Origin of the sequence: Actinosynnema mirum DSM 43827, assembly GCF_000023245.1 — a bacterium.
In the GTDB taxonomy this organism is placed as follows: Bacteria; Actinomycetota; Actinomycetes; order Mycobacteriales; family Pseudonocardiaceae; genus Actinosynnema; species Actinosynnema mirum.
The window spans coordinates 587,403-604,437 of the sequence record NC_013093.1 but is presented as its reverse complement, the minus strand read 5'-3'; the positions used below and the strand labels follow the sequence as shown (position 1 = coordinate 604,437).

The following is a 17,035-nucleotide window of genomic DNA, read 5'->3' as shown; positions in this document are numbered from 1 at the left end:
GTGGCTCAACGGCCGTCCTCGTCGTGTCGGGTGCGGTGTCGGGGGTCGGGCTCGGACCGGCCGCCGCGGCGGCGGGAGCGGCCGATCGGGGCGAGGCCGCGGCGCACGACCCGCTTCACCGACAGGGGGGTGGGCAGGTCGAGCGGGGTGATCTCGACCGGGGGGCGCGGCGGGGGCGCGGCGCTCTCCGCGTCGTCCCAGGCGAGCTGGCCGACGGGGAAGCGCAGCGACGGGTCGTCCCCGTGCACGAGCACGGAGGTCTCGCCGTGGTCGGGTCCGGTGTCCGGGCCCAGGAGCAGCCGCCTGCCCGCGAGGGCGGCGCCCCGGACCGCGCAGGTCTCGGGGGCGGCGGCCAGCACGAGCCTGCCGGGCACGGCGGCGGTGACGGCGGAGGCCAGCAGCGGCGTCCTGGCCGTGCCGCCGACCAGGGCGATCGCGTCGGGGCGGTGGCCGCGGCACAGCCGCTCCAGGCCGCGCACGGCCAGCTCGACGCCGGGCCTGGCCAGCTCCTCGAAGCGCTCCCTGGTCAGCTCGACGTCGACGCGGCCGTCCGGCAGGTGCACCGGCACGGCCGTGACGGGCACGCCGGACAGGACGCGCTTGGCGGACTCGCAGTCCCGGCGCAGCCTGGCGACGGCGGGCAGCAGGTGCGGCTGCGCCGGGTCGAGGCCGCCGAGCTCGGCGGCGACGTGCGCGAAGACCAGGTCGTCCAGGTCGGCGCCCGCCCACCGGTCGGCCTCCTCGGACCAGGCGAGCAGCTCGTGCTCGCCGTTCGGGGCGAGGCGGACCAGCGCGGAGGTGGTGGCGTGGCTGCCCACGCCCAGGACCGCGAGCAGGCCGGTGCGGCCCCGGTGGTTCTCGGCGTGGTCGGCGGCGACGGCCAGCGGTTCCGGGAGCAGGGTGACCCGCGCGAGCCCGGCGTCGCGCAGGGCCGCGTGGACCAGCGCCCTGGCGTGCGGTCCCCAGCCCGGCGGGTGGGACAGCACGACGTGCGCGGGCGGCTCGCCCTCGCGCTCGGCCACGCGCCGGGCGACGTGGGCGACGAGCAGCCCGACCAGCTCCTGGGGGGTGCACGGGTCCGCGCCCAGGACGACGGGGACGTCGTCGCCGACCCGGCGGACGAAGTCCGACGCGGTCCAGCGCGGGTCACCCGGCTCGCCGACCGCGAAGTCGCCGTCGGCGGTCAGCTGCAGGCAGGTGGCGACGCCGCCACCCGGTCCGCCGAGGCCGACGACCTCGGCTTCGGAGCGGCCCGCGCCGCCGAGGTGGCAGACGGCGGCCGAGGTGCGGGTGGAGCCCGCGTCGACCCCGAGGACGTACGACAACCCGGAGCCTCCTTCACTCACCTGTTCGCAGCAGCGGTCAACTACCTACACGGGGTCCAAGGGGCCGACAAGCATGTCCCCCTCCCCCTTAGGGAGTGAACGAGAACCCCCCCTTCGGGGATGCGGTTTCTACTGGGAGCAATCCCCGATGGCTCGTGATCCCCCCGCTCCTACGGTTGTGGCATCGGCAGGGCGACGCCCTCCGGCACACCCACTCCCGCGCCACCCACCAGGAGAAACGCCTCATGGTCGCCACCCCGGACACGCTGCACGACTTCGTCCTCGACCTGCTGAGCAACCCGAGCGCCCTGGCCGCCTTCCAGGTCGACGCCGAGGGCTGCCTGGCCGCCGCCGGCCTGAGCGACGTCACCGCGCTGGACGTCCAGGAGGTCATCCCGCTGGTGCTCGACTTCGCGCCGTCCGCCGGCCTGCCCGCCCTGGACGGGATCGTCGCGGGTGACCTGGACCTCGACCTGGAGGGCTCCGTCTCGGCGATCGCCCAGCTGCAGGCCGTGACCCAGCAGCTGACCGGCGTGGTCGGCGCGGGCTCGGACCTCAACCTGGGCGCCGTGGGCGCGCTCACCGCCGACGCCAGCGGCGTGGGCCTGCTCGGCGGCAACGGCGACCTGGGTCTCGGTCTGGGCGCCGACGTGGCGACGAGCGTGGACGCCACCGTGGCGACCAGCTTCTCCGCGGTGGGCGACGTGACCGCCACCCTGGACGGCGCGACCACCGCCGTCACCCAGACCGCCGCCGGTGTGGACACCACGGTCGACGCCACCCTGTCGGGCGCGGTGGACACCCTCGACGGGACCGTCGGCTCGGCCCTGCCGGGTCTGGACGGCGTGACCTCCCCGCTGTTCGACACCGTGGGCTCGGTGCACGGCTCCGTCAGCGCCGTGGCCGACCAGGCGTTCGGCGCGCTCGGCGGCGGTGGCCTGGACCTGGGCGCGACCCTGGAGCCGGTCGGCGACCTCACCCAGCACGTCACCGCGACCGTCTCCGCCACCGCGCACAACGCGGGTGTGGGCGGCGTCACGGACGCGGTGGGCCACGCGACCGCGCCGATCGCCGAGTCCCCCCTCGGCGACCTGCTGTTCTGAGCCTGAACCGCTCAGCGGCCGGAAGCGGCCCCGCTCACCCGGCGGGGCCGCTTCGCTCTTTCACCCAAGCGGGGGAACACGGCAGACTCGACCGGGTGATGTCCGCTCCGTGGCTCGACGTGCTCGACGACACGATCAGGGCCTGCGCCGCCCGCAACCGCCCCGACCTGGCCGCCAGGCTGCGCGAGAAGCGCGCGAGCCAGCTGGACCCGAGGATCCGGGTGCTCGTCGTCGGCGAGTCCAAGCAGGGCAAGAGCCAGCTGGTGAACGCGCTGATCAACGCGCCGGTGTGCGCGGTCGGCGACGACGTGACGACGGCCGTGCCCACGTTCGTGCAGCACGCCGAGACGCCGTCCGCGACGCTGCTGCGCGGCGGGTCGATCGCGGACACCCCGACCGAGCGCATCCCGGTGCCCATCGACCAGGTGGCGCGCGCGGTGAGCGGGCGCGCGGGCGGCGAGGTGCTGGCGGCCGAGGTCGGCATCCCGCGCGAGCTGCTGGCGTCCGGGCTGGTGCTGATCGACACCCCCGGCACCGGGGACCCGCGCGGGGCGCGCGCGGCCAGCACCTACGCGGCGCTGCTCCAGGCCGACGCGGTGCTGATGGTCACCGACGCGACCGCCGAGCTGTCGGCGTCCGAGCTGGAGCTGCTGCGCCGGGTCCTGGCGGCCTGCCCGAACGTGACCGTGGTGCTGACCAAGACCGACCTCTCCGCGCAGTGGCGGCAGGTGCTCCAGCGCGATCGCGCGCACCTCGCGCGCGCCGGGGTGGGCGCGAAGGTGCTGCCGGTGTCCTCGGCGCTGCGGCTGCGCGCGGCCAGGACCGGCGACCGGGAGCTGAACGCCGAGTCCGGGTTCCCGGAGCTGCTGGCGTGCGTGCAGCGCGACATCGTGGCGGCGGCGGACGTGCTCGGCCGCCGGTCGGTGGCCGCGGCGGCGGCGTCGGCGGTCAAGCAGCTGGTGGCCCCGCTCAAGGAGGAGCTGGCCAGCATGGGGGCGCGCGGCCCCGAGGACACGATCGCCGCGCTGCACGAGGCGCAGCGGCGGGTGGACGAGCTGCGGCGGCGGTCCGCGCGGTGGCAGACCGTGCTCGCCGACGAGATGGCCGACCTGGTGTCGGACGTGGAGTACGACCTGCGGGACCGGACCAGGGGCATCCTGCGGGAGGTCGACCGCACCTTCGAGACCGCCGATCCGGGGAAGGTCTGGGACGAGTTCGAGCCGTGGCTGCGCACCAGCCTGACCGAGGCGGCGACGACGAACTTCGCGTGGCTGCTGGAGCGGGCCGAGTGGGTCGCGGAGAAGGTGGCGCGCAGCTTCCCGGTGCACCGGGACGACCTGCTGCCCGAGTCGGTGTTCCCCGACGACCTGCTCGACCGGGTGGCGGAGATGGACGCGCCCACGTTGGAGCGGTTCACCGCGAGCCAGAAGTTCTTCACCGGGCTGCGCGGGTCGTACGGGGGCGTGCTGATGCTCGGGCTGGTGACCAGCCTGGCCGGGATGCCGCTGATCAACGCGGTGTCGCTCGGCGCGGGGGCGCTGTTCGGCGGGCGGTCGGTGCTGGAGGAGGGCGAGCAGCGGCTCAAGCGTCGGCAGGCCGCCGCGAAGCAGTCCGTGCAGCGGCACGTGGACGACTTCTTCGTGAAGTTCAGCAAGGACTGCCGGGACGCGGCGCGGCACGTGCAGCGGAGCCTGCGCGACCACTTCAGCACCATCGCCGAGGAGCTGCAGGAGACGCTGCTGGAGTCGGCGCGCAGCGCGCGGCGGGCGGTGCAGGACGACGCGACCGAGCGGGAGCGGCGCACGCGCGAGGCCAAGGGCGAGCTGGACGGGCTGGTGCAGCTGTACCAGCGGGTGCAGGCGGTGGCCGGGGTCGGCGCGGCGACCCCGCTGAGCATCACGGCGTAGCTGCGGTCATCCGTTCGGGGGTAACCCGGATCGGGGGTGCGTCGTTGGTGGTGCTGTGGTGAACGGGAGCGTGGTGGGGTCCGGGCCCGTGGGGTCGGGCGCGGTGGGGCTGGAGGCGCGGGTCGGGGCGCTGCTCGACGAGGCGCTGGCGCTGTACCGGGACAGCCCGAGGGCGGTGTCGTGGCTGCGCGGGCACCGGGCGCGGTTCGCCGAGCCGGTGCGGGTGGCGGTGGCGGGCGGGCACGGGACCGGCAAGTCGACGCTGGTGAGCGCGCTGGTCGGCGAGGAGCTCACCGCGCCGCCGACCGCGACCGCCTGGTACCGCGACGGGGCGCGGCCCGCGGCGTGGGTGGGCGCGCACGAGGTGCCGGTGGTGCGCCGCGACGACGGGGTGCGGGTGGAGGCCGGTGGCGCGGAGCGGGTCGTGGTCGAGTGGCCCGCGCGGTCGCTGCGCGACCTGGTGCTGGTGGACACGCGGCCGGACGCGCCGGTCGAGCTGGTGTTCGGCGAGGCGGACGCGGTGCTGCACCTGACCAGGCACGTGCGCGACGAGGACCTGGAGCGGCTGCGCGCCGGGCACGATCACCCGATCGCGCGGGCGGCTCCGGTGACGACGCTGCTGGTGCTGGCGCGGGCCGACGAGATCGGCGGCGGGCGGATCGACGCGCTGTCGTCGGCCAAGCAGATCGCCCGGCGGTGCAGGCGGGACCCGGCGGTGCGGGGGCTGTGCCAGGACGCGGTGGCGTTCGCGGGGCTGCTGGCGGTGGCGTCGCGCACGCTCAGGGACGAGGAGTTCGCCGCGCTCGGGGCGCTGTCGGGGCTGGCGCGGGCGGAGCTGGACGGGCACCTGCTGTCGGCGGACCGGTTCGCGGGCGAGGACTTCCCGGTGGCGCTGGGCGCGTCGGCGCGGCAGCGGCTGCTGGACCGACTGGGGCTGTTCGGGGTGCGGCTGTGCACGACCCTGATCAGGCAGGGCTTCGACACGCGGGTGAAGCTGACCGGTCAGCTGGCCCAGCGCAGCGGGCTCGGCGAGCTGCGGGAGGCGATCGGGGCGCACCTGACCGAGCGGCGCGGGGCGCTGAAGGCCCGGTCGGCGCTGCTGGGCCTGGACGTGGTCCTGCGCGCCGAACCGCGACCGGGGTCGGTGGGGCTGCTGGGGGCGCTGGAGCGGGTGGTGGCGGGGGCGCACGACTTCCGCGAGCTGCGCCTGCTGGCCGCGCTGGCTGGTGGGCGGGTGAGCCTGCCGGGTGAGCTGGGCGAGGAGGCGACCAGGCTGGTCGGCGGCGCGGGGACGGGTGCGGCGGCGAGGTTGGGGGCGGAGGAGCAGGGGCTGTCGGGGCGGGAGCTGCGGCACCTGCTGCTGGACGTGCTGGGGCGCTGGCGCGAGCACGCGGCGAGCCCGGTGCTGGACAACGCCCAGCGGCGGGCGGCGGGGGTGGTGGTGCGCAGCTGCGAGGGGGTGCTGGTGGAGAGGGGCGGGGTGGCGGGGTGAGGGCGGGACCCGATGGACGCGGCGCGGCGGGGAGGCGCACAGCTCGCGGCTCGAAGCGCCCCAGCCCCGGCTGCCGACAGTTGGCAGGCGGTTGGCAGGCGGTTGGCAGGCGGTTGAGCGGTCAACGGGGGGGGCGAGCGGTCGGCGGTGGGCGCTGACCTCGCTCGTGGAGCGGTTCACGCTGGAAGCCCCACGTCCGGCCGCACTCCGCCGCGAGCCCGCCCAAGCACCCCAGCCGCGCACCCAACCCCCCGTGCCCGCCCGGAGCGCGGGATCGCCGCGCTCCGGGTCGAGCCGCGGGATCAGGCCGCGCGGAACGGGCTGATCTCGATCTTCCCGCCGCCGCACACCGGGCCTCCCGGCCAGGTCACCGTGAGCGGCTGGGTCTCGTCCGGGGGGATCGCCGCCGCGCTCGCCGGCTGCGGCTCGCAGGGGCCCTCCACCGGCTCGTCGCCGGTCGGCACCACGGTCCACCTCAGGTCCGCCGACGCCGACGCGCCCGGTTCCACGACGACCGGCTCGGGCGCGGGCCGGCCGGTGCGGACCAGGTCCGTCGGGACCGGGCCGCCCGCGGCGTCGAGCAGCTGCAGGCCGCTGTAGCCGGTGAGCGTGCACGTCCGGTCGCCGGTGTTGGTCACCACGAACATCCCGTGCCGGTTGCCCGCCCCCGCGTCGGTCGGCTGGAACCGGCCGGTCAGGGACGCCGCCGTGCAGCGGCCCCCCGCGCCCGGCGGCTGCCCGCCCGGCTCGCTGGGCGGCACCGGGTCCGCGCCGCCACCGGGGTCCGCGCTGTTCGGGGCGCCCTCCACCGAGGCGCCCGGCCCGCTCGACCCGGTCGCCGCGCTGCTCGGCGCGGCCTCCGTCGTGAGCGCGCCCGTGAGCTCGCCCTGCTCGGCTGCGGGGCGGGCGCCGCCGCCGCACGCGGCGAGCACCCCGGCCAGCGCCACCCCGCACACCGCGATCAGCCGTCGCCTCATGTCCCACCTCCAGAGTCGGATGCTGCTGTAGGAGGACGTACCCGGTGCCCGCTCCGGTGGCCCCTGACGGGGGAGATTCACCGGATCGGGCCTACGCCGGGCACGGGCGACTCGATCTCACCCCTTCGTGCGGCCCGAGCGGGTGGTGCTGCTCACGGTCCGCTTCCAGGGGGCGTCACCGTCGCACCCACCCCTCCGGCAGCTCCGCGAACCCGTCGACCGGCCCGCGCCACAGGTACGTCCAGCACACCCGCCCGTCCGGCAGGGTCACCCGGACCCGCCGGTACTCGTCGCCCTCGTACTTGTCCAGCACCGGCAGCGCCTCCTCCGGCGAGGTCAGCCGCAGCACGTGGCCCGGCACGTTCGCGCCCCCGCCGCCGGGGCGCAGCGCCGGGTAGCCGAGCCCGGTGTCGTGCAGCGTCCCGGACGCCCGCGCGGGCTCGGGCGAGCCGCTGGTGAGGGGCTCGACGAGCCCCCACGCGCTCTGCCCCGGCTGGAGCGTCCCGTAGGCGAACAGGCGGTCCGGCCACTCGTCGGGCGCCGGGTAGCCGTGGACCGGGGTGACGTCGAGGCCGTCGTCGGGCGCGGGCCGCCCGCCGAGCCAGCGCGCCCCCACCTGGTCGACCTCGGCGCAGCGCACCGGCTCACCGGCCGACAGCAGCGGCATCCGCCTGCGGCCCGCGCCGGTGTAGGCGAGCACCGAGTCGACCACCGAGCCGTCGAACAGGGTGACCCGGCCGCTGTGCACGCGGACCAGCCGGTAGCGCAGCCCGCGCCCCTCGCAGCGGTCCAGGACGCGCAGCTGCTCGGCGGTCGCGAACCAGACCGCGTGCTCCTCGGTGACGTCCGGCATGGCGGCCAGGGTCGCGGGCCGCTGGCCGTCGACCTTGCGCAGGCCCGAGGCCCACACCGCCGCCAGCCCCTCGCACCTGGCGCGCAGCACCACCGCGGGACCGGTGAGACCGAGCTCCTCGCGCAACCAGGTGACCTTGGCGGGGTTGGCGTTGGACCCGTAGGCCAGCACCGGGGTCCGCTCCGCCATCGGCGGCTCGCCGTGCCCGGCCAGCCACTCGTCCAGGTCCACCCCGTCGGGGGAAACCCGCCACCCCGAGTCAGTCATCGGGTCCGGGTCTACCGGCCAACCCGCACCGTCCAGGTGAACGAAGCAGGCACCCGGCCGAGCGCCGGGGTAGGGCTCCGCGGGGTGCCGGTCGTCCGTGAAGGGCAGCGCCAGTGCCGCCCCGCTAGCCGTGTGCTTCCGTATGCCGCCCATACGACCTCCAGTGGTTCCGACCACCCGGTTCCGCGCAGACCACCAACGGCCCCGCCGAACCGGTTCAGAACCCACGGGACCGTCGCACCCGTCACACGGTGGTCCCCGCGCGCTTGGCGTCGTAGGCGTCCCTGGCGGCGCACAGGTCGGGGAGGTTGTCCTCGATCCAGTCGTAGAGGCCGCGCACCCGCGCGGCGAGCTGCGCGCCCGCCGGGGTGAGGGAGTAGTCGACGTGCGGGGGGATGACCGGGTGGACCTCGCGCAGCACCAGGCCGTCGCGCTCCAGCGCCTGCAGGGTCTGGGCCAGCATCTTCTCGCTGACGCCCACGACCGCCCTGCGCAGCTCGCTGAACCGCAGCTTGCCCTCCAGGAGCTTGCCGAGGACCAGCCCGCCCCACTGGCTCGTGGCGTGGCTGGCGATCTGCCGGGAGGGGCAGTTGCGGTCGTACACGTCACCCGTCGTCGCCATGCCGTCCACGTTACCTGCATCCTTCCGCTGAGGTAAGTACCCGACAAAATAGTGGGTACTTACGAAAAGTGAGCTTCGATTCCTACCGTGGTCGCATGACCACGCTGATCACCGGGGCCACCGGCCACCTGGGCGCCCTCATCGCCGACCACGTCCTCACCCGCATCCCGGCCTCGGAGCTGGCCGTCTCGACCCGCTCGCCGGAGAAGGCCGAGGCGCTCTCCGCTCGCGGGGTCGACGTGCGCAAGGCCGACTTCGACGACGCCGAGTCCCTGCGCGCGGCGTTCGCGGGCGTGGACCGGCTCGTGCTGGTGTCGGCGGACGGGCCGGACCGGATCGCCCAGCACACCCGCGTGGTCGAGGCCGCCAAGGCCGCGGGTGTCTCGTTCATCGCCTACACGAGCGTGGTGGACGCCGACACGTCCACGCTCTCCCTCGCCCCCGACCACGCGGCGACCGAGCGGGTCATCCGCGAGTCCGGGATCGCGTTCGCGTTCCTGCGCAACGGCATGTACCACGAGAACTACACCCAGGCGCTGGGCCACGGGGTCGTCGCGCACGCCGCCGGTGACGGCCGCAACGCCAGCGCCTCCCGCCACGACCTGGCCGAGGCCGCCGCGGTCGTCGTCACCGGCGAGGGCCACGAGGGCAAGGTCTACGAGCTGACCGGGCCGAGCGCGTGGACGTTCGCCGAGCTGGCCGCGCTGGCGGGCGACGAGGCGAAGCCGGTGACGGCGCAGGAGCGGATCGCCGGGCTGGTCGGGTTCGGGCTGCCCGACTTCGTGGCGGAGCTGCTGACCGACATCGAGGTCAACATCGGGCGGGGCGCGCTGGAGCGCGTCACCGACGACCTGCCGACCCTGCTGGGCCGCCCGGCCACCCCGATCGCCGAGGCGGTCGCGAACCGCTGATCACCGCCGGTCCCCGCGCCCCGAAGCACCACCGGGGCACGGGGACCGGCAGGCCCGGCGTGGGCGAGGGGTTCACGCCGGGTCGACCAGCAGCGCCGTGTCCAGCTCGGCGTGGGCCTCCGGGTGGTCGGCCCACCACTTCTCGAACGCCGGGTTCCTCGGCAGCAGCGCCCGGTACGCCCGCGCCGCGCACGCGTAGACCTCGTGGGCCCGCCCCGCGACCGGGCCGTCGCGGCGGGTCGCCACCAGGACGTCGATCAGCAGCGGCGAGCCCTTGAGCGGCTTGACCACGATGCCGTCGCCGCCCCGCGACTGCGGGAGCGCGAAGCACACCGCGCCGCTGGCGACGAGCCCGCGCGCGCTGCTGGCCTCGTTGGCGTGGTGGGTGAACCGGGGCGTGAACCCGGCGCCCGCGCACGCGGCGACGATCTGCAGCCGGTTGCCGATGAACTGGTCGGGCGGGGTGACCCAGTCGCGGTCGGCCAGCTCGGCGAGGTCGACCTCGTCCTGCCGGGCGAGCCGGTCCCACTCGGGCAGCGCCACGAAGTGCGGTTCGCTCACCAGCCTGCGCACCTCGACGCCGCGCAGCTCGCGGGTGTCCAGGCCCTCGAACCAGTCGAGCACCGCCACGTGGAACTGGCCCGCGACCAGCTTCTCCAGCAGCTCGGACCCGCCCTGCATGGTCTCGGTGCGGATCTCGACGCCGGGAACGGCGCGGCGCAGCTCGGTGACGAGGTCGCCGAAGAACAGCGTCGGCACGCTCCCCACCAGCAGCGGACCCCGGTCGGCGCCCGAGCTGCGCTCCCTGGCCAGCCGCACCAGCCCGCCGACCTCGTCCAGCACGAGCCTGGCCGAGCCGACGACCTGCCTGCCCAGCTCGGTGGGCACGCTGCCGCCGGGCGTGCGCTCGAACAGCCTGCCGCCGACGATCCGCTCGACCGTGCGCAGCTGGGCGCTCATGGCCGGCTGGGTGAGGCCCAGCCGCGAGGCGGCCTTGGTGAGGCTGCCCTCCTCGGCGATCGCGCACACCGCGCGCAGGTGGCGCAGCTCCAACTCGGGCATAACTACCGCGTATCCCCTTTCCGGATGCCCTCCGGCGCGGGTGGGCGGGACATAGTGGTCCTGTCCCGGCGACCCACCCCGAGGAGGAGCAGGTGCGGCAGGAGCAGACGCGCGGCAGCCGGACCAGGCGCAACCAGATCCAGCGCGCCGTCCGGATCGGATAAGGGCTTCGGCGGTCCCCCTCCGCCACGCGCCCGCGCCCCCGCTGACGCGGGCGGGACGCGCGGGCGGCCGGGAGGGGGACGAGCCGTCGCGGGGCGCCAGCGCCCCGCTGTCCGGGCCGCCCGCCGTGCCTGCGGAGAAACGGCGGGTGGCCTCGGGCAGCCGTGCCGAACCACCCTGCCGGCAGTCGGGGGTGGGGCGGCAGCGGCGGATGGCCGATCCGGTGGGCGGGAGCGCGGGGCCTTTCGGTGGTCGCGCCCGGCGCTCAGGGCGTTCACCCGGCGGCAGGACCCCGACGGCACGCCCCCTCACCTCAGCGCGCCCCCGTCAGCCCAGCGCGTCGATCGGCACGGCCGCCCCGGTGACCCGCACGCCCGGCGCGCCCGGCTCGGCCACCACGACCAGCTCGCTCGGCCGCCCCATGTCGACCCCCTGGTGCAGCACGAACCGCCCGCCGTCCGGCAGCTGCCCCAGCTCCCGCAGGTACCCGCCGAACGCCGCCGCCGCGGCCCCGGTCGCCGGGTCCTCCACCACCCCGCCCACCGGGAACGGGTCGCGGGCGTCGAACAGGTCGGGCGCGCGGCGGTGCACCAGCTGCGCGGTGAGGGCGTCGGCGCCCGCCAGCAGGGCGCGCAGCGCGGGGAAGTCGTAGTCCAGGGCGGCCAGCACGGCCCGGTCGCGCACCGCCACCACCAGGTGCCACCCGCCGCCGAACGCCCAGCGCACCGGCAGCTCCGGGTCCAGGTCGGCGCGCGACCAGCGCAGCGCGGCGAGCGCGGCGTCGACGTCGGCGTCCGGCGCGGGCCTGGTGCGGGTCGGGACGCTGGTCAGGGTGGCCGTGCCGCCGTCGACGTCGACCAGCACCTCGCCCGCCGCCGTGTCCAGCGCGATCGCGCCGGGCAGGCCGAGGGCGACGGCCGCCGCGACGGTGGCGTGCCCGCAGAACGGCACCTCGGCCTCGGGGCTGAAGTAGCGGACCGCGAACCGGCGCGGGTCGGGGCCGGGCAGCAGGAAGGCGGTCTCGGAGTAGCCGACCTCGGCGGCGGTCGCGAGCATCCGCTCGGGGGTCAGCCCCCGCGCGTCGAGGACGACGCCGGCGGGGTTCCCGCCGGTCGGGGTGGTGGTGAAGGCGGCGTAGCGCAGGACGTTCGACATGCGCCCATCGTGCGGAATCAGTGGAATCGAGTCCAACGATGAACGTGCATGGCAGGTATCGCTATGTTCGATGGATGGACACCCGGTTGCTGCGCACCCTGCTGGTACTCGCGCGAACCGGGAGCTTCACCGCCACAGCCGCCGAGCTGCACCTGGTCCAGTCCTCGGTGACCAGTCAGGTCAAGGTCCTGGAACGGCACCTGGGGGCGCGGCTGTTCGACCGGCTGCCGCAGGGCGCGCGGCTCACCGAGGCCGGGCGGAAGGCGGTGGAGAACGCGCGCGACGTGCTGTCCGCCGAGCAGCGGCTGCTGGACGCGGTGCGGGGCAGCACCGAGGTCGAGGGCGACGTGCGGATCGGCGCGCCGGAGTCGGTGTGCGCCTACCGGCTGCCGCAGCGGATCGCGGACGCGGCGCTGCGCTGGCCGGGCATCACCGTGCACCTGTCCCCCGCCGGGACCAAGGAGGTGCTGCTCGGGGTGCGGCGCGGCACGCTCGACCTGGGGCTCGCGCTGGACGACGGCCTCGTCGCCCCCGGCCTGTCCGCGCACCCGGTCGGGGTGGAGCCGATCGAGCTGGTGGCCGCGCCGGGCGCGGTGGCGGAGGACCGGTACTTCCTGCTGGAGGAGGGCTGCTCCTACACCGACCGGTTCGTGCGGGAGCTGCGCGGGCGACGACCGCAGATCACCCGGTTCGGGAGCATCGAGGCGGTGCGGTCGTGCGTGGTGGCGGGTCTGGGGTGGACGGTGCTGCCGAGGGTCGCGGTGGCCGAGCAGCTGGAGAGCGGGGCGCTGCGGCGGCTCGGGGAGCTGCCGGACAGCACCCTGTACCTGGTCACCGACCCCAGGCGCACGCTGCCCGCGGCGGTCCGCGCGGTGGCGGAGGCGGTGCTGTAGCGCCGGTCCCGGCCTCCGGGTCCCGGCTCGGGGCCCTAACCTGGGTGGGGTGATCGAGTCGAACGTTCCCGGACGCGCCGGTGAGCTGGTCGTGCGGACCTGGCCGAACCTGGAGGCCACCTGGTTGGCGGTGCTCGTGCACGGGTGCGGGGAGCACGCCGGGCGGTACGGGCACGTCGCCGAGGCCCTGGTGGCGGCGGGCGCGCTGGTGGTCGCGGCGGACCAGGCCGGGCACGGGGCGTCGGAGGGCGAGCGGGCTCTGGTCGAGGACCTCGGGACGCTCGTCGGCGACGTCGACACCGTGATCGGCGCGGCCGGGGTGGACCTGCCGGTGGTGCTGGTCGGGCACGGCGTCGGCGGCCTGGTGGCGGCCCGGTACGCGCAGGACCACCAGGACCGGCTCGCCGCGCTGGTGCTGTCCGCGCCCGTGCTGGGCGCGTGGGAGGGCCTGGACGCGCTCGGCGGCGACGACCTGTCCGGCACGGAGGTCGACCCGGCCGAGCTGTCCCGCGACGAGGAGGTCGGCCGCGCGTACGCCGCCGACCCGCTGGTGTGGCACGGCCCGGTGCCCCGGCCGACCCTGGAGGCGGTGGAGCGGGCGATCGACGAGGTGAACTTCGGGCCGGTGCTGGACCGGGTGCCGGTGCTGTGGCTGCACGGCGGGGCCGACCGGCTGGTCCCCGAGGCCGACACGCGCACCGGGGCGGACCGGCTGCGCGGGGCGCGGTTCGAGGAGCGGGTCTATCCGGGGGCGCGGCACGAGGTGCTGCGCGAGACGAACCGGGACGAGGTGCTCGGCGACGTGGTCGACTTCGCCAGGCGGGCGTTGGGCGGGAGCTGACCGGGGGCTGGGCGAGGGCCGGGCCCGCCGGGCGGGGCAGCCAGCCGGGTCGGGTTGGCCTGCCGGGCCGGTTCAGCCCGGTCGGGTGCGCTCGATCAGCTCGGCCGCCTCGTCGCGCGGGCCGCACCGGCTCGCCCCGACCAGCGCGCCGTCCCTGGTGACCTCGACCGACGCGCTCTCCGGCAGGCGGGCCAGCAGCTCGGCGGGCACCGCGTAGTGCGGCACGCTCACCAGCACCACCTCGTCGCCTCGGCGCTCGGCGAGCACGCCGATGCTGCCGACCACCGAGGCCCGCACCCGCACCCGGCACCCGTCGACGTCCACCGCGTAGTCCCGGCGCGCCAGCGCCCGCAGCTGCCGCTCCAACCGGGCGCCGCGCAGCGCGATCCCCTTGCGCCGCAACCCGACCAGCACCTCGGCGGGCCACACCGGGTCCACGTCGGACAGCCCGAGCGCGCCGGGCGGCTCGCCGAGGTCGAGCTGCTCCCAGCAGCCCGCGAACTCGGCCGCGGTCAGCCGGACCGGGTCCCACAGGACGGTGTGCCCGGTCAACGGGCGCGGCCCCCGGCCACGCCCGGCTCACGTCGACGGGACCGGGCCGCGCCCGACCCCCGTCCCGCACCCTTGGGGCGCTCGTCCGCACCGCTCAGCCCCACCGAGCCCCCTCCCCCGCGCGGCGGCCGGGTGTGCGGTGGCCGCGCGCCACCGCGCCGGTCGGGGTGGCAGCCCCTCGTCGCGGCGGCGCGGCCGGTCCATCATCGTGGGCCCCGGAGCGCGTCGCGCCGTCGAATCGCGGTGTGGGCGAGCCGGGTTCGGCATTCCGCCTCGGCCCCCTGGAAATGCGGCGGGCAAAGGCGCGCGGGGACGCGCCGGGCGCCCCACTCGCCCGTTCAGTGAGCCGGATCACGGGAAATCGTTCGACTCACGGGCTTGACCATTCACCGCGCTTTTCGCTCCACCACACAGAATTGCACCCGTCCAGTACGGAGGCGACCACAGCGGGTGCCGGTGGCGGCCGTCGAGCGGACCAGTCGGCTACGTCGAACGGGTGGCGGTGTCGGGTCCTTCGGGGACTCGTGGAGAATTTGCCCGCGATGAGCGGACAGGACCTGGAACTGGTGATCACAGTGGTGGTCACCGCCCACGACGAGCGTCAGGCGCTGGACGCCTGCGCCGGGTTGCTGCGCCGGATCGGCGGTCGGATCGTCCAGACGAGGGACTGCTCCGACGAGGAGCCCGGCTGCTGGTCCCTGACGGTGTTCAAGGAGTCGGGGGAGAGCGCGGAGCACAGCGTGCCCGCCGCCCTGACCAGGGCCGTCCGCCGGTTCGTCCGGGGGCTGGGCGAGCACTTCCCCACCCCGAAGGTCGCCTGCGAACCCCCGACGGCGTGGACGGTGCTCGACGACGTCCACCTCCTCGGCCCGCTGGTCCAGGGCGCGGAACGGGTGCTGGTCGAGGCCTGGGCGGGCGGCGATCCGCTGCGCCGCAGCCCCGTGCCCGCCCCGAGGGAGGAGCGCCCCCCGGCGCCCGTGCCGATCGCTCCGGCGGCGGCGCCCGCGCCGCGGAGCGCAGAGCCGGTGATCCCCGCGCAGCCGGACACCGCGCCCCCGGACGCGCCCGAGCAGGACGCTGAGCCGCCGCGCGCCGAGCCCCTGGCGCTCCCCGAGGCGACGCCGACCGCCGAGCCCCAGACGGCGCCTGAGCCCGCCGAGCCCCAGGCCCCCCTGGCGACGCCCGAGCCCGTCGAGCCCACCGCGCCCCAGGAGCCCCTGGCGACGCCTGGCCCCTTCGCGCCCGCCGAGTCCCAGGAACCCCCGGCAACGCACGAGCCCCTCGCGCCTGCCAGCGCCGCGACCCCCCTGGAGCCCTCCTCCTTCCCGGTGTCCCCGGAGACCCCGGAGCCCTCCTCCACCCCGGTGTCCCCCGAGGCCCCAGCGCACCCCGCAGCCCCGGTGTCCCCTGAAGCCCAGGTGTCCCCCGCTGGCCCGGTTCCCCCTGAGGCCCCACCGGTTCCGGCCCCCTCCCCCGCACCGGCCGCCCCCCGGCGCCCCGCAGGTCCCACCGGCAGCGCGCCGACCTGGGCGGGCGCCGCCGCGGCGTGGCCGACGCCGGTCTGGCCCGCCCCGGTGTGGCCCGCGCCCGTCCCGACCGCGCGGCCGGAGCGCGGGGTCGTCGCGCCGCCGCCCCCCGGTTTCCCGCCCGGCGTCGAGATCCCCGCCATCTCGGCGGTCCCGGCCGCCCCCACCGGTCCCGCCGCCCCCACCGGTCCAGCCGAGCCCACCGGTCCAGCCGAGCCCGCAGCCCCCGCCGAGCCCGCAGCCCCCGCCGAGCCCTCCACCACGCCGTTCCCCGTCCTCCCCCCGGCTCCCCCGCAGCCCCTCCCCGAACCCGCCCCCCTGCCCACCCCGCAGGACGAACCAGCCCCGGCACCCCCCGAGCCCCTCTCGGACTCGCCCGTCCGGCTCATCCTGGAGATCCGCGCGATCGCCGACCCGACCTCGCCCCCCGAGGAGCAGGCACGGTCGGTAGCGCGCCCGCTCGTCCCGGCCGGCAAGATCACCCGTGTGGCCCCCGGTGGACGACTACTGGCCGTGCACGTCGACCTCGGCGCGAGCGAGGCGCCGCCCACGTCGGCGCTCCTCGACGCCGCCGCCGCGATGACACCCGACGGGTGGTCCGGCGTCGAGCGGGTCGGGATCTCCGCGGTGGTGCGCTGGTCAGCGGGGCCCACCCCGACAACGGGGGTCACCTCGCTGGAACTGACGGCGACACCGCTCTCGGCATTCCAGTGGACGGAGCCCGCGTGAGGGTCGGCGGGCGCTGCTCCGAATGAGTGGGTAACCCCACCACCCTGTCAGCCGATCTTGCTTGATTAGCGTGAAACTCTGGGTATTACTTCAATTACAGAAGTGGTCGCCAGGCCACTGCGTGCGCTCAGGAGGGGTCGGTAACCGACATGGCCAGCATCGAAGAAGTCCGCGCGGCGATCGCCCAGGCCGTGGACAAGGCCAACGAGAGCGCGAAGGCGCTCCAGCAGGCCGCCAGCCTCGCCGAGGACGCGCAGGCCCTGCTCAACTCGGCGACCCAGGGCAGCGCCCAGTCCGACGTCGAGTCGGCGAACGCCCAGTTCGCGCAGGTCGCCAGCGGTGTCTCGGACCTCCAGAAGTACCTGGAGAACGGGATCTCCCAGGCCGAGAGCATCAACTCCAGGCTGTGACGTCGGTAGCGGAGGTCCGGCTCGCGCTGGAGCAGGTCGCCGAGGGCCTGCAGGACGCCTACCGCTTGGCGCGGGAGGCGCAGGACCTGCTGGTGGACGCGGTCGACGTGCTGGCGGAGGCGGGTGAGAACCACCACGAGGAGCTCGTGCCTCCCGCGTTCCTGCGGGCGCGCGAGGCCTTCCCCGACGAACTGGAGCTGATCGTGAGCAGCCTGGAACTGGTCCAGCGGTTGGCCGCGGAGCTGTGA

General features: G+C 76.1%; 16 protein-coding genes. 9 read left to right on the top strand and 7 right to left on the bottom strand.

Annotated elements, in window-relative coordinates; genetic code table 11:
• Positions 1 to 5 precede the first annotated feature (5 nt).
• Positions 6 to 1,325, bottom strand: a complete 1,320-nt coding sequence (locus AMIR_RS02815) for an Hsp70 family protein (RefSeq protein ID WP_012783188.1) — start codon at positions 1,323 to 1,325, stop codon at positions 6 to 8.
• Between the two features lie 245 nt (positions 1,326 to 1,570).
• On the opposite strand from AMIR_RS02815, the gene AMIR_RS02810 reads away from it, so the two are divergent.
• The 3 genes from AMIR_RS02810 (at position 1,571) to AMIR_RS02800 (ending at position 5,827) form a co-directional block, all read left to right on the top strand.
• Positions 1,571 to 2,428, top strand: a complete 858-nt coding sequence (locus tag AMIR_RS02810; RefSeq protein ID WP_012783187.1) for an IniB N-terminal domain-containing protein — start codon at positions 1,571 to 1,573, stop codon at positions 2,426 to 2,428.
• Positions 2,429 to 2,526: 98 nt separating this feature from the next.
• A complete protein-coding gene (locus AMIR_RS02805; RefSeq protein WP_012783186.1) occupies positions 2,527 to 4,335 on the top strand; it encodes a dynamin-like GTPase family protein in 1,809 nt (602 codons plus the stop codon).
• 58 nt (positions 4,336 to 4,393) lie between these two features.
• On the top strand, positions 4,394 to 5,827 hold the full coding sequence (locus AMIR_RS02800; protein WP_342626577.1) for a hypothetical protein: 1,434 nt from the start codon (positions 4,394 to 4,396) through the stop codon (positions 5,825 to 5,827).
• 302 nt (positions 5,828 to 6,129) lie between these two features.
• Here AMIR_RS02800 and AMIR_RS02795 read toward each other — a convergent pair whose 3' ends face one another.
• The 3 genes from AMIR_RS02795 to AMIR_RS02785 all read right to left on the bottom strand — a co-directional run bounded on the left by AMIR_RS02795 (position 6,130) and on the right by AMIR_RS02785 (position 8,546).
• Positions 6,130 to 6,804 carry a DUF4232 domain-containing protein gene (locus AMIR_RS02795; protein ID WP_012783184.1) on the bottom strand — a complete coding sequence of 225 codons (675 nt, stop codon included), beginning with the start codon at positions 6,802 to 6,804 and terminating at the stop codon, positions 6,130 to 6,132.
• A gap of 175 nt (positions 6,805 to 6,979) precedes the next feature.
• Positions 6,980 to 7,924, bottom strand: a complete 945-nt coding sequence (locus AMIR_RS38690) for a gamma-glutamylcyclotransferase family protein (protein ID WP_240438798.1) — start codon at positions 7,922 to 7,924, stop codon at positions 6,980 to 6,982.
• Positions 7,925 to 8,168: 244 nt separating this feature from the next.
• Complete coding sequence (locus AMIR_RS02785; protein ID WP_041837307.1) at positions 8,169 to 8,546, bottom strand: winged helix-turn-helix transcriptional regulator; 378 nt, start codon at positions 8,544 to 8,546, stop codon at positions 8,169 to 8,171.
• 95 nt (positions 8,547 to 8,641) lie between these two features.
• Between AMIR_RS02785 and AMIR_RS02780 the strand changes: the two genes are divergently transcribed.
• A complete protein-coding gene (locus AMIR_RS02780) occupies positions 8,642 to 9,457 on the top strand; it encodes an SDR family oxidoreductase (protein ID WP_012783181.1) in 816 nt (271 codons plus the stop codon).
• 72 nt (positions 9,458 to 9,529) lie between these two features.
• On the opposite strand, the gene AMIR_RS02775 is transcribed toward AMIR_RS02780, so the two are convergent.
• Together AMIR_RS02775 and AMIR_RS02770 are read right to left on the bottom strand one after the other, a co-directional pair.
• A complete protein-coding gene (locus AMIR_RS02775; protein ID WP_012783180.1) occupies positions 9,530 to 10,519 on the bottom strand; it encodes a LysR family transcriptional regulator in 990 nt (329 codons plus the stop codon).
• Positions 10,520 to 11,008: 489 nt separating this feature from the next.
• The gene (locus AMIR_RS02770) at positions 11,009 to 11,836 is read right to left on the bottom strand and encodes a PhzF family phenazine biosynthesis protein (RefSeq protein WP_012783179.1); all 828 of its coding nucleotides are present in this window, start codon (positions 11,834 to 11,836) and stop codon (positions 11,009 to 11,011) included.
• Between the two features lie 74 nt (positions 11,837 to 11,910).
• Between AMIR_RS02770 and AMIR_RS02765 the strand changes: the two genes are divergently transcribed.
• Positions 11,911 to 12,729, top strand: a complete 819-nt coding sequence (locus tag AMIR_RS02765) for a LysR family transcriptional regulator (RefSeq protein ID WP_012783178.1) — start codon at positions 11,911 to 11,913, stop codon at positions 12,727 to 12,729.
• Positions 12,730 to 12,778: 49 nt separating this feature from the next.
• A complete protein-coding gene (locus AMIR_RS02760) occupies positions 12,779 to 13,570 on the top strand; it encodes an alpha/beta fold hydrolase (protein WP_012783177.1) in 792 nt (263 codons plus the stop codon).
• Positions 13,571 to 13,642: 72 nt separating this feature from the next.
• Here AMIR_RS02760 and AMIR_RS02755 read toward each other — a convergent pair whose 3' ends face one another.
• Entirely contained in the window at positions 13,643 to 14,122 is a 480-nt protein-coding gene (locus AMIR_RS02755; RefSeq protein WP_012783176.1) for an ESX secretion-associated protein EspG, read from the bottom strand.
• 542 nt (positions 14,123 to 14,664) lie between these two features.
• Between AMIR_RS02755 and AMIR_RS35250 the strand changes: the two genes are divergently transcribed.
• The 3 genes from AMIR_RS35250 to AMIR_RS02740 all read left to right on the top strand — a co-directional run bounded on the left by AMIR_RS35250 (position 14,665) and on the right by AMIR_RS02740 (position 17,035).
• Positions 14,665 to 16,377: a hypothetical protein gene (locus tag AMIR_RS35250; RefSeq protein ID WP_012783175.1), complete on the top strand. Its 1,713-nt coding sequence runs from the start codon at positions 14,665 to 14,667 to the stop codon at positions 16,375 to 16,377.
• Positions 16,378 to 16,526: 149 nt separating this feature from the next.
• Positions 16,527 to 16,787, top strand: a complete 261-nt coding sequence (locus AMIR_RS02745) for a hypothetical protein (protein WP_012783174.1) — start codon at positions 16,527 to 16,529, stop codon at positions 16,785 to 16,787.
• The gene (locus AMIR_RS02740) at positions 16,784 to 17,035 is read left to right on the top strand and encodes a hypothetical protein (RefSeq protein WP_012783173.1); all 252 of its coding nucleotides are present in this window, start codon (positions 16,784 to 16,786) and stop codon (positions 17,033 to 17,035) included. The genes AMIR_RS02745 and AMIR_RS02740 overlap by 4 nt, the downstream gene beginning before the upstream one ends.

Bases quoted from the DNA above. Each gene is read 5' to 3' on its own strand.
- AMIR_RS02810 (WP_012783187.1), top strand. From the start codon at position 1,571: ATGGTCGCCACCCCGGACACGCTGCACGACTTCGTCCTCGACCTGCTG.
- AMIR_RS02805 (WP_012783186.1), top strand. From the start codon at position 2,527: ATGTCCGCTCCGTGGCTCGACGTGCTCGACGACACGATCAGGGCCTGC.
- AMIR_RS02795 (WP_012783184.1), bottom strand. From the start codon at position 6,804: ATGAGGCGACGGCTGATCGCGGTGTGCGGGGTGGCGCTGGCCGGGGTG.
- AMIR_RS38690 (WP_240438798.1), bottom strand. From the start codon at position 7,924: ATGACTGACTCGGGGTGGCGGGTTTCCCCCGACGGGGTGGACCTGGAC.
- AMIR_RS02785 (WP_041837307.1), bottom strand. From the start codon at position 8,546: ATGGCGACGACGGGTGACGTGTACGACCGCAACTGCCCCTCCCGGCAG.
- AMIR_RS02780 (WP_012783181.1), top strand. From the start codon at position 8,642: ATGACCACGCTGATCACCGGGGCCACCGGCCACCTGGGCGCCCTCATC.
- AMIR_RS02775 (WP_012783180.1), bottom strand. From the start codon at position 10,519: ATGCCCGAGTTGGAGCTGCGCCACCTGCGCGCGGTGTGCGCGATCGCC.
- AMIR_RS02770 (WP_012783179.1), bottom strand. From the start codon at position 11,836: ATGTCGAACGTCCTGCGCTACGCCGCCTTCACCACCACCCCGACCGGC.
- AMIR_RS02765 (WP_012783178.1), top strand. From the start codon at position 11,911: ATGGACACCCGGTTGCTGCGCACCCTGCTGGTACTCGCGCGAACCGGG.
- AMIR_RS35250 (WP_012783175.1), top strand. From the start codon at position 14,665: ATGAGCGGACAGGACCTGGAACTGGTGATCACAGTGGTGGTCACCGCC.
- AMIR_RS02745 (WP_012783174.1), top strand. From the start codon at position 16,527: ATGGCCAGCATCGAAGAAGTCCGCGCGGCGATCGCCCAGGCCGTGGAC.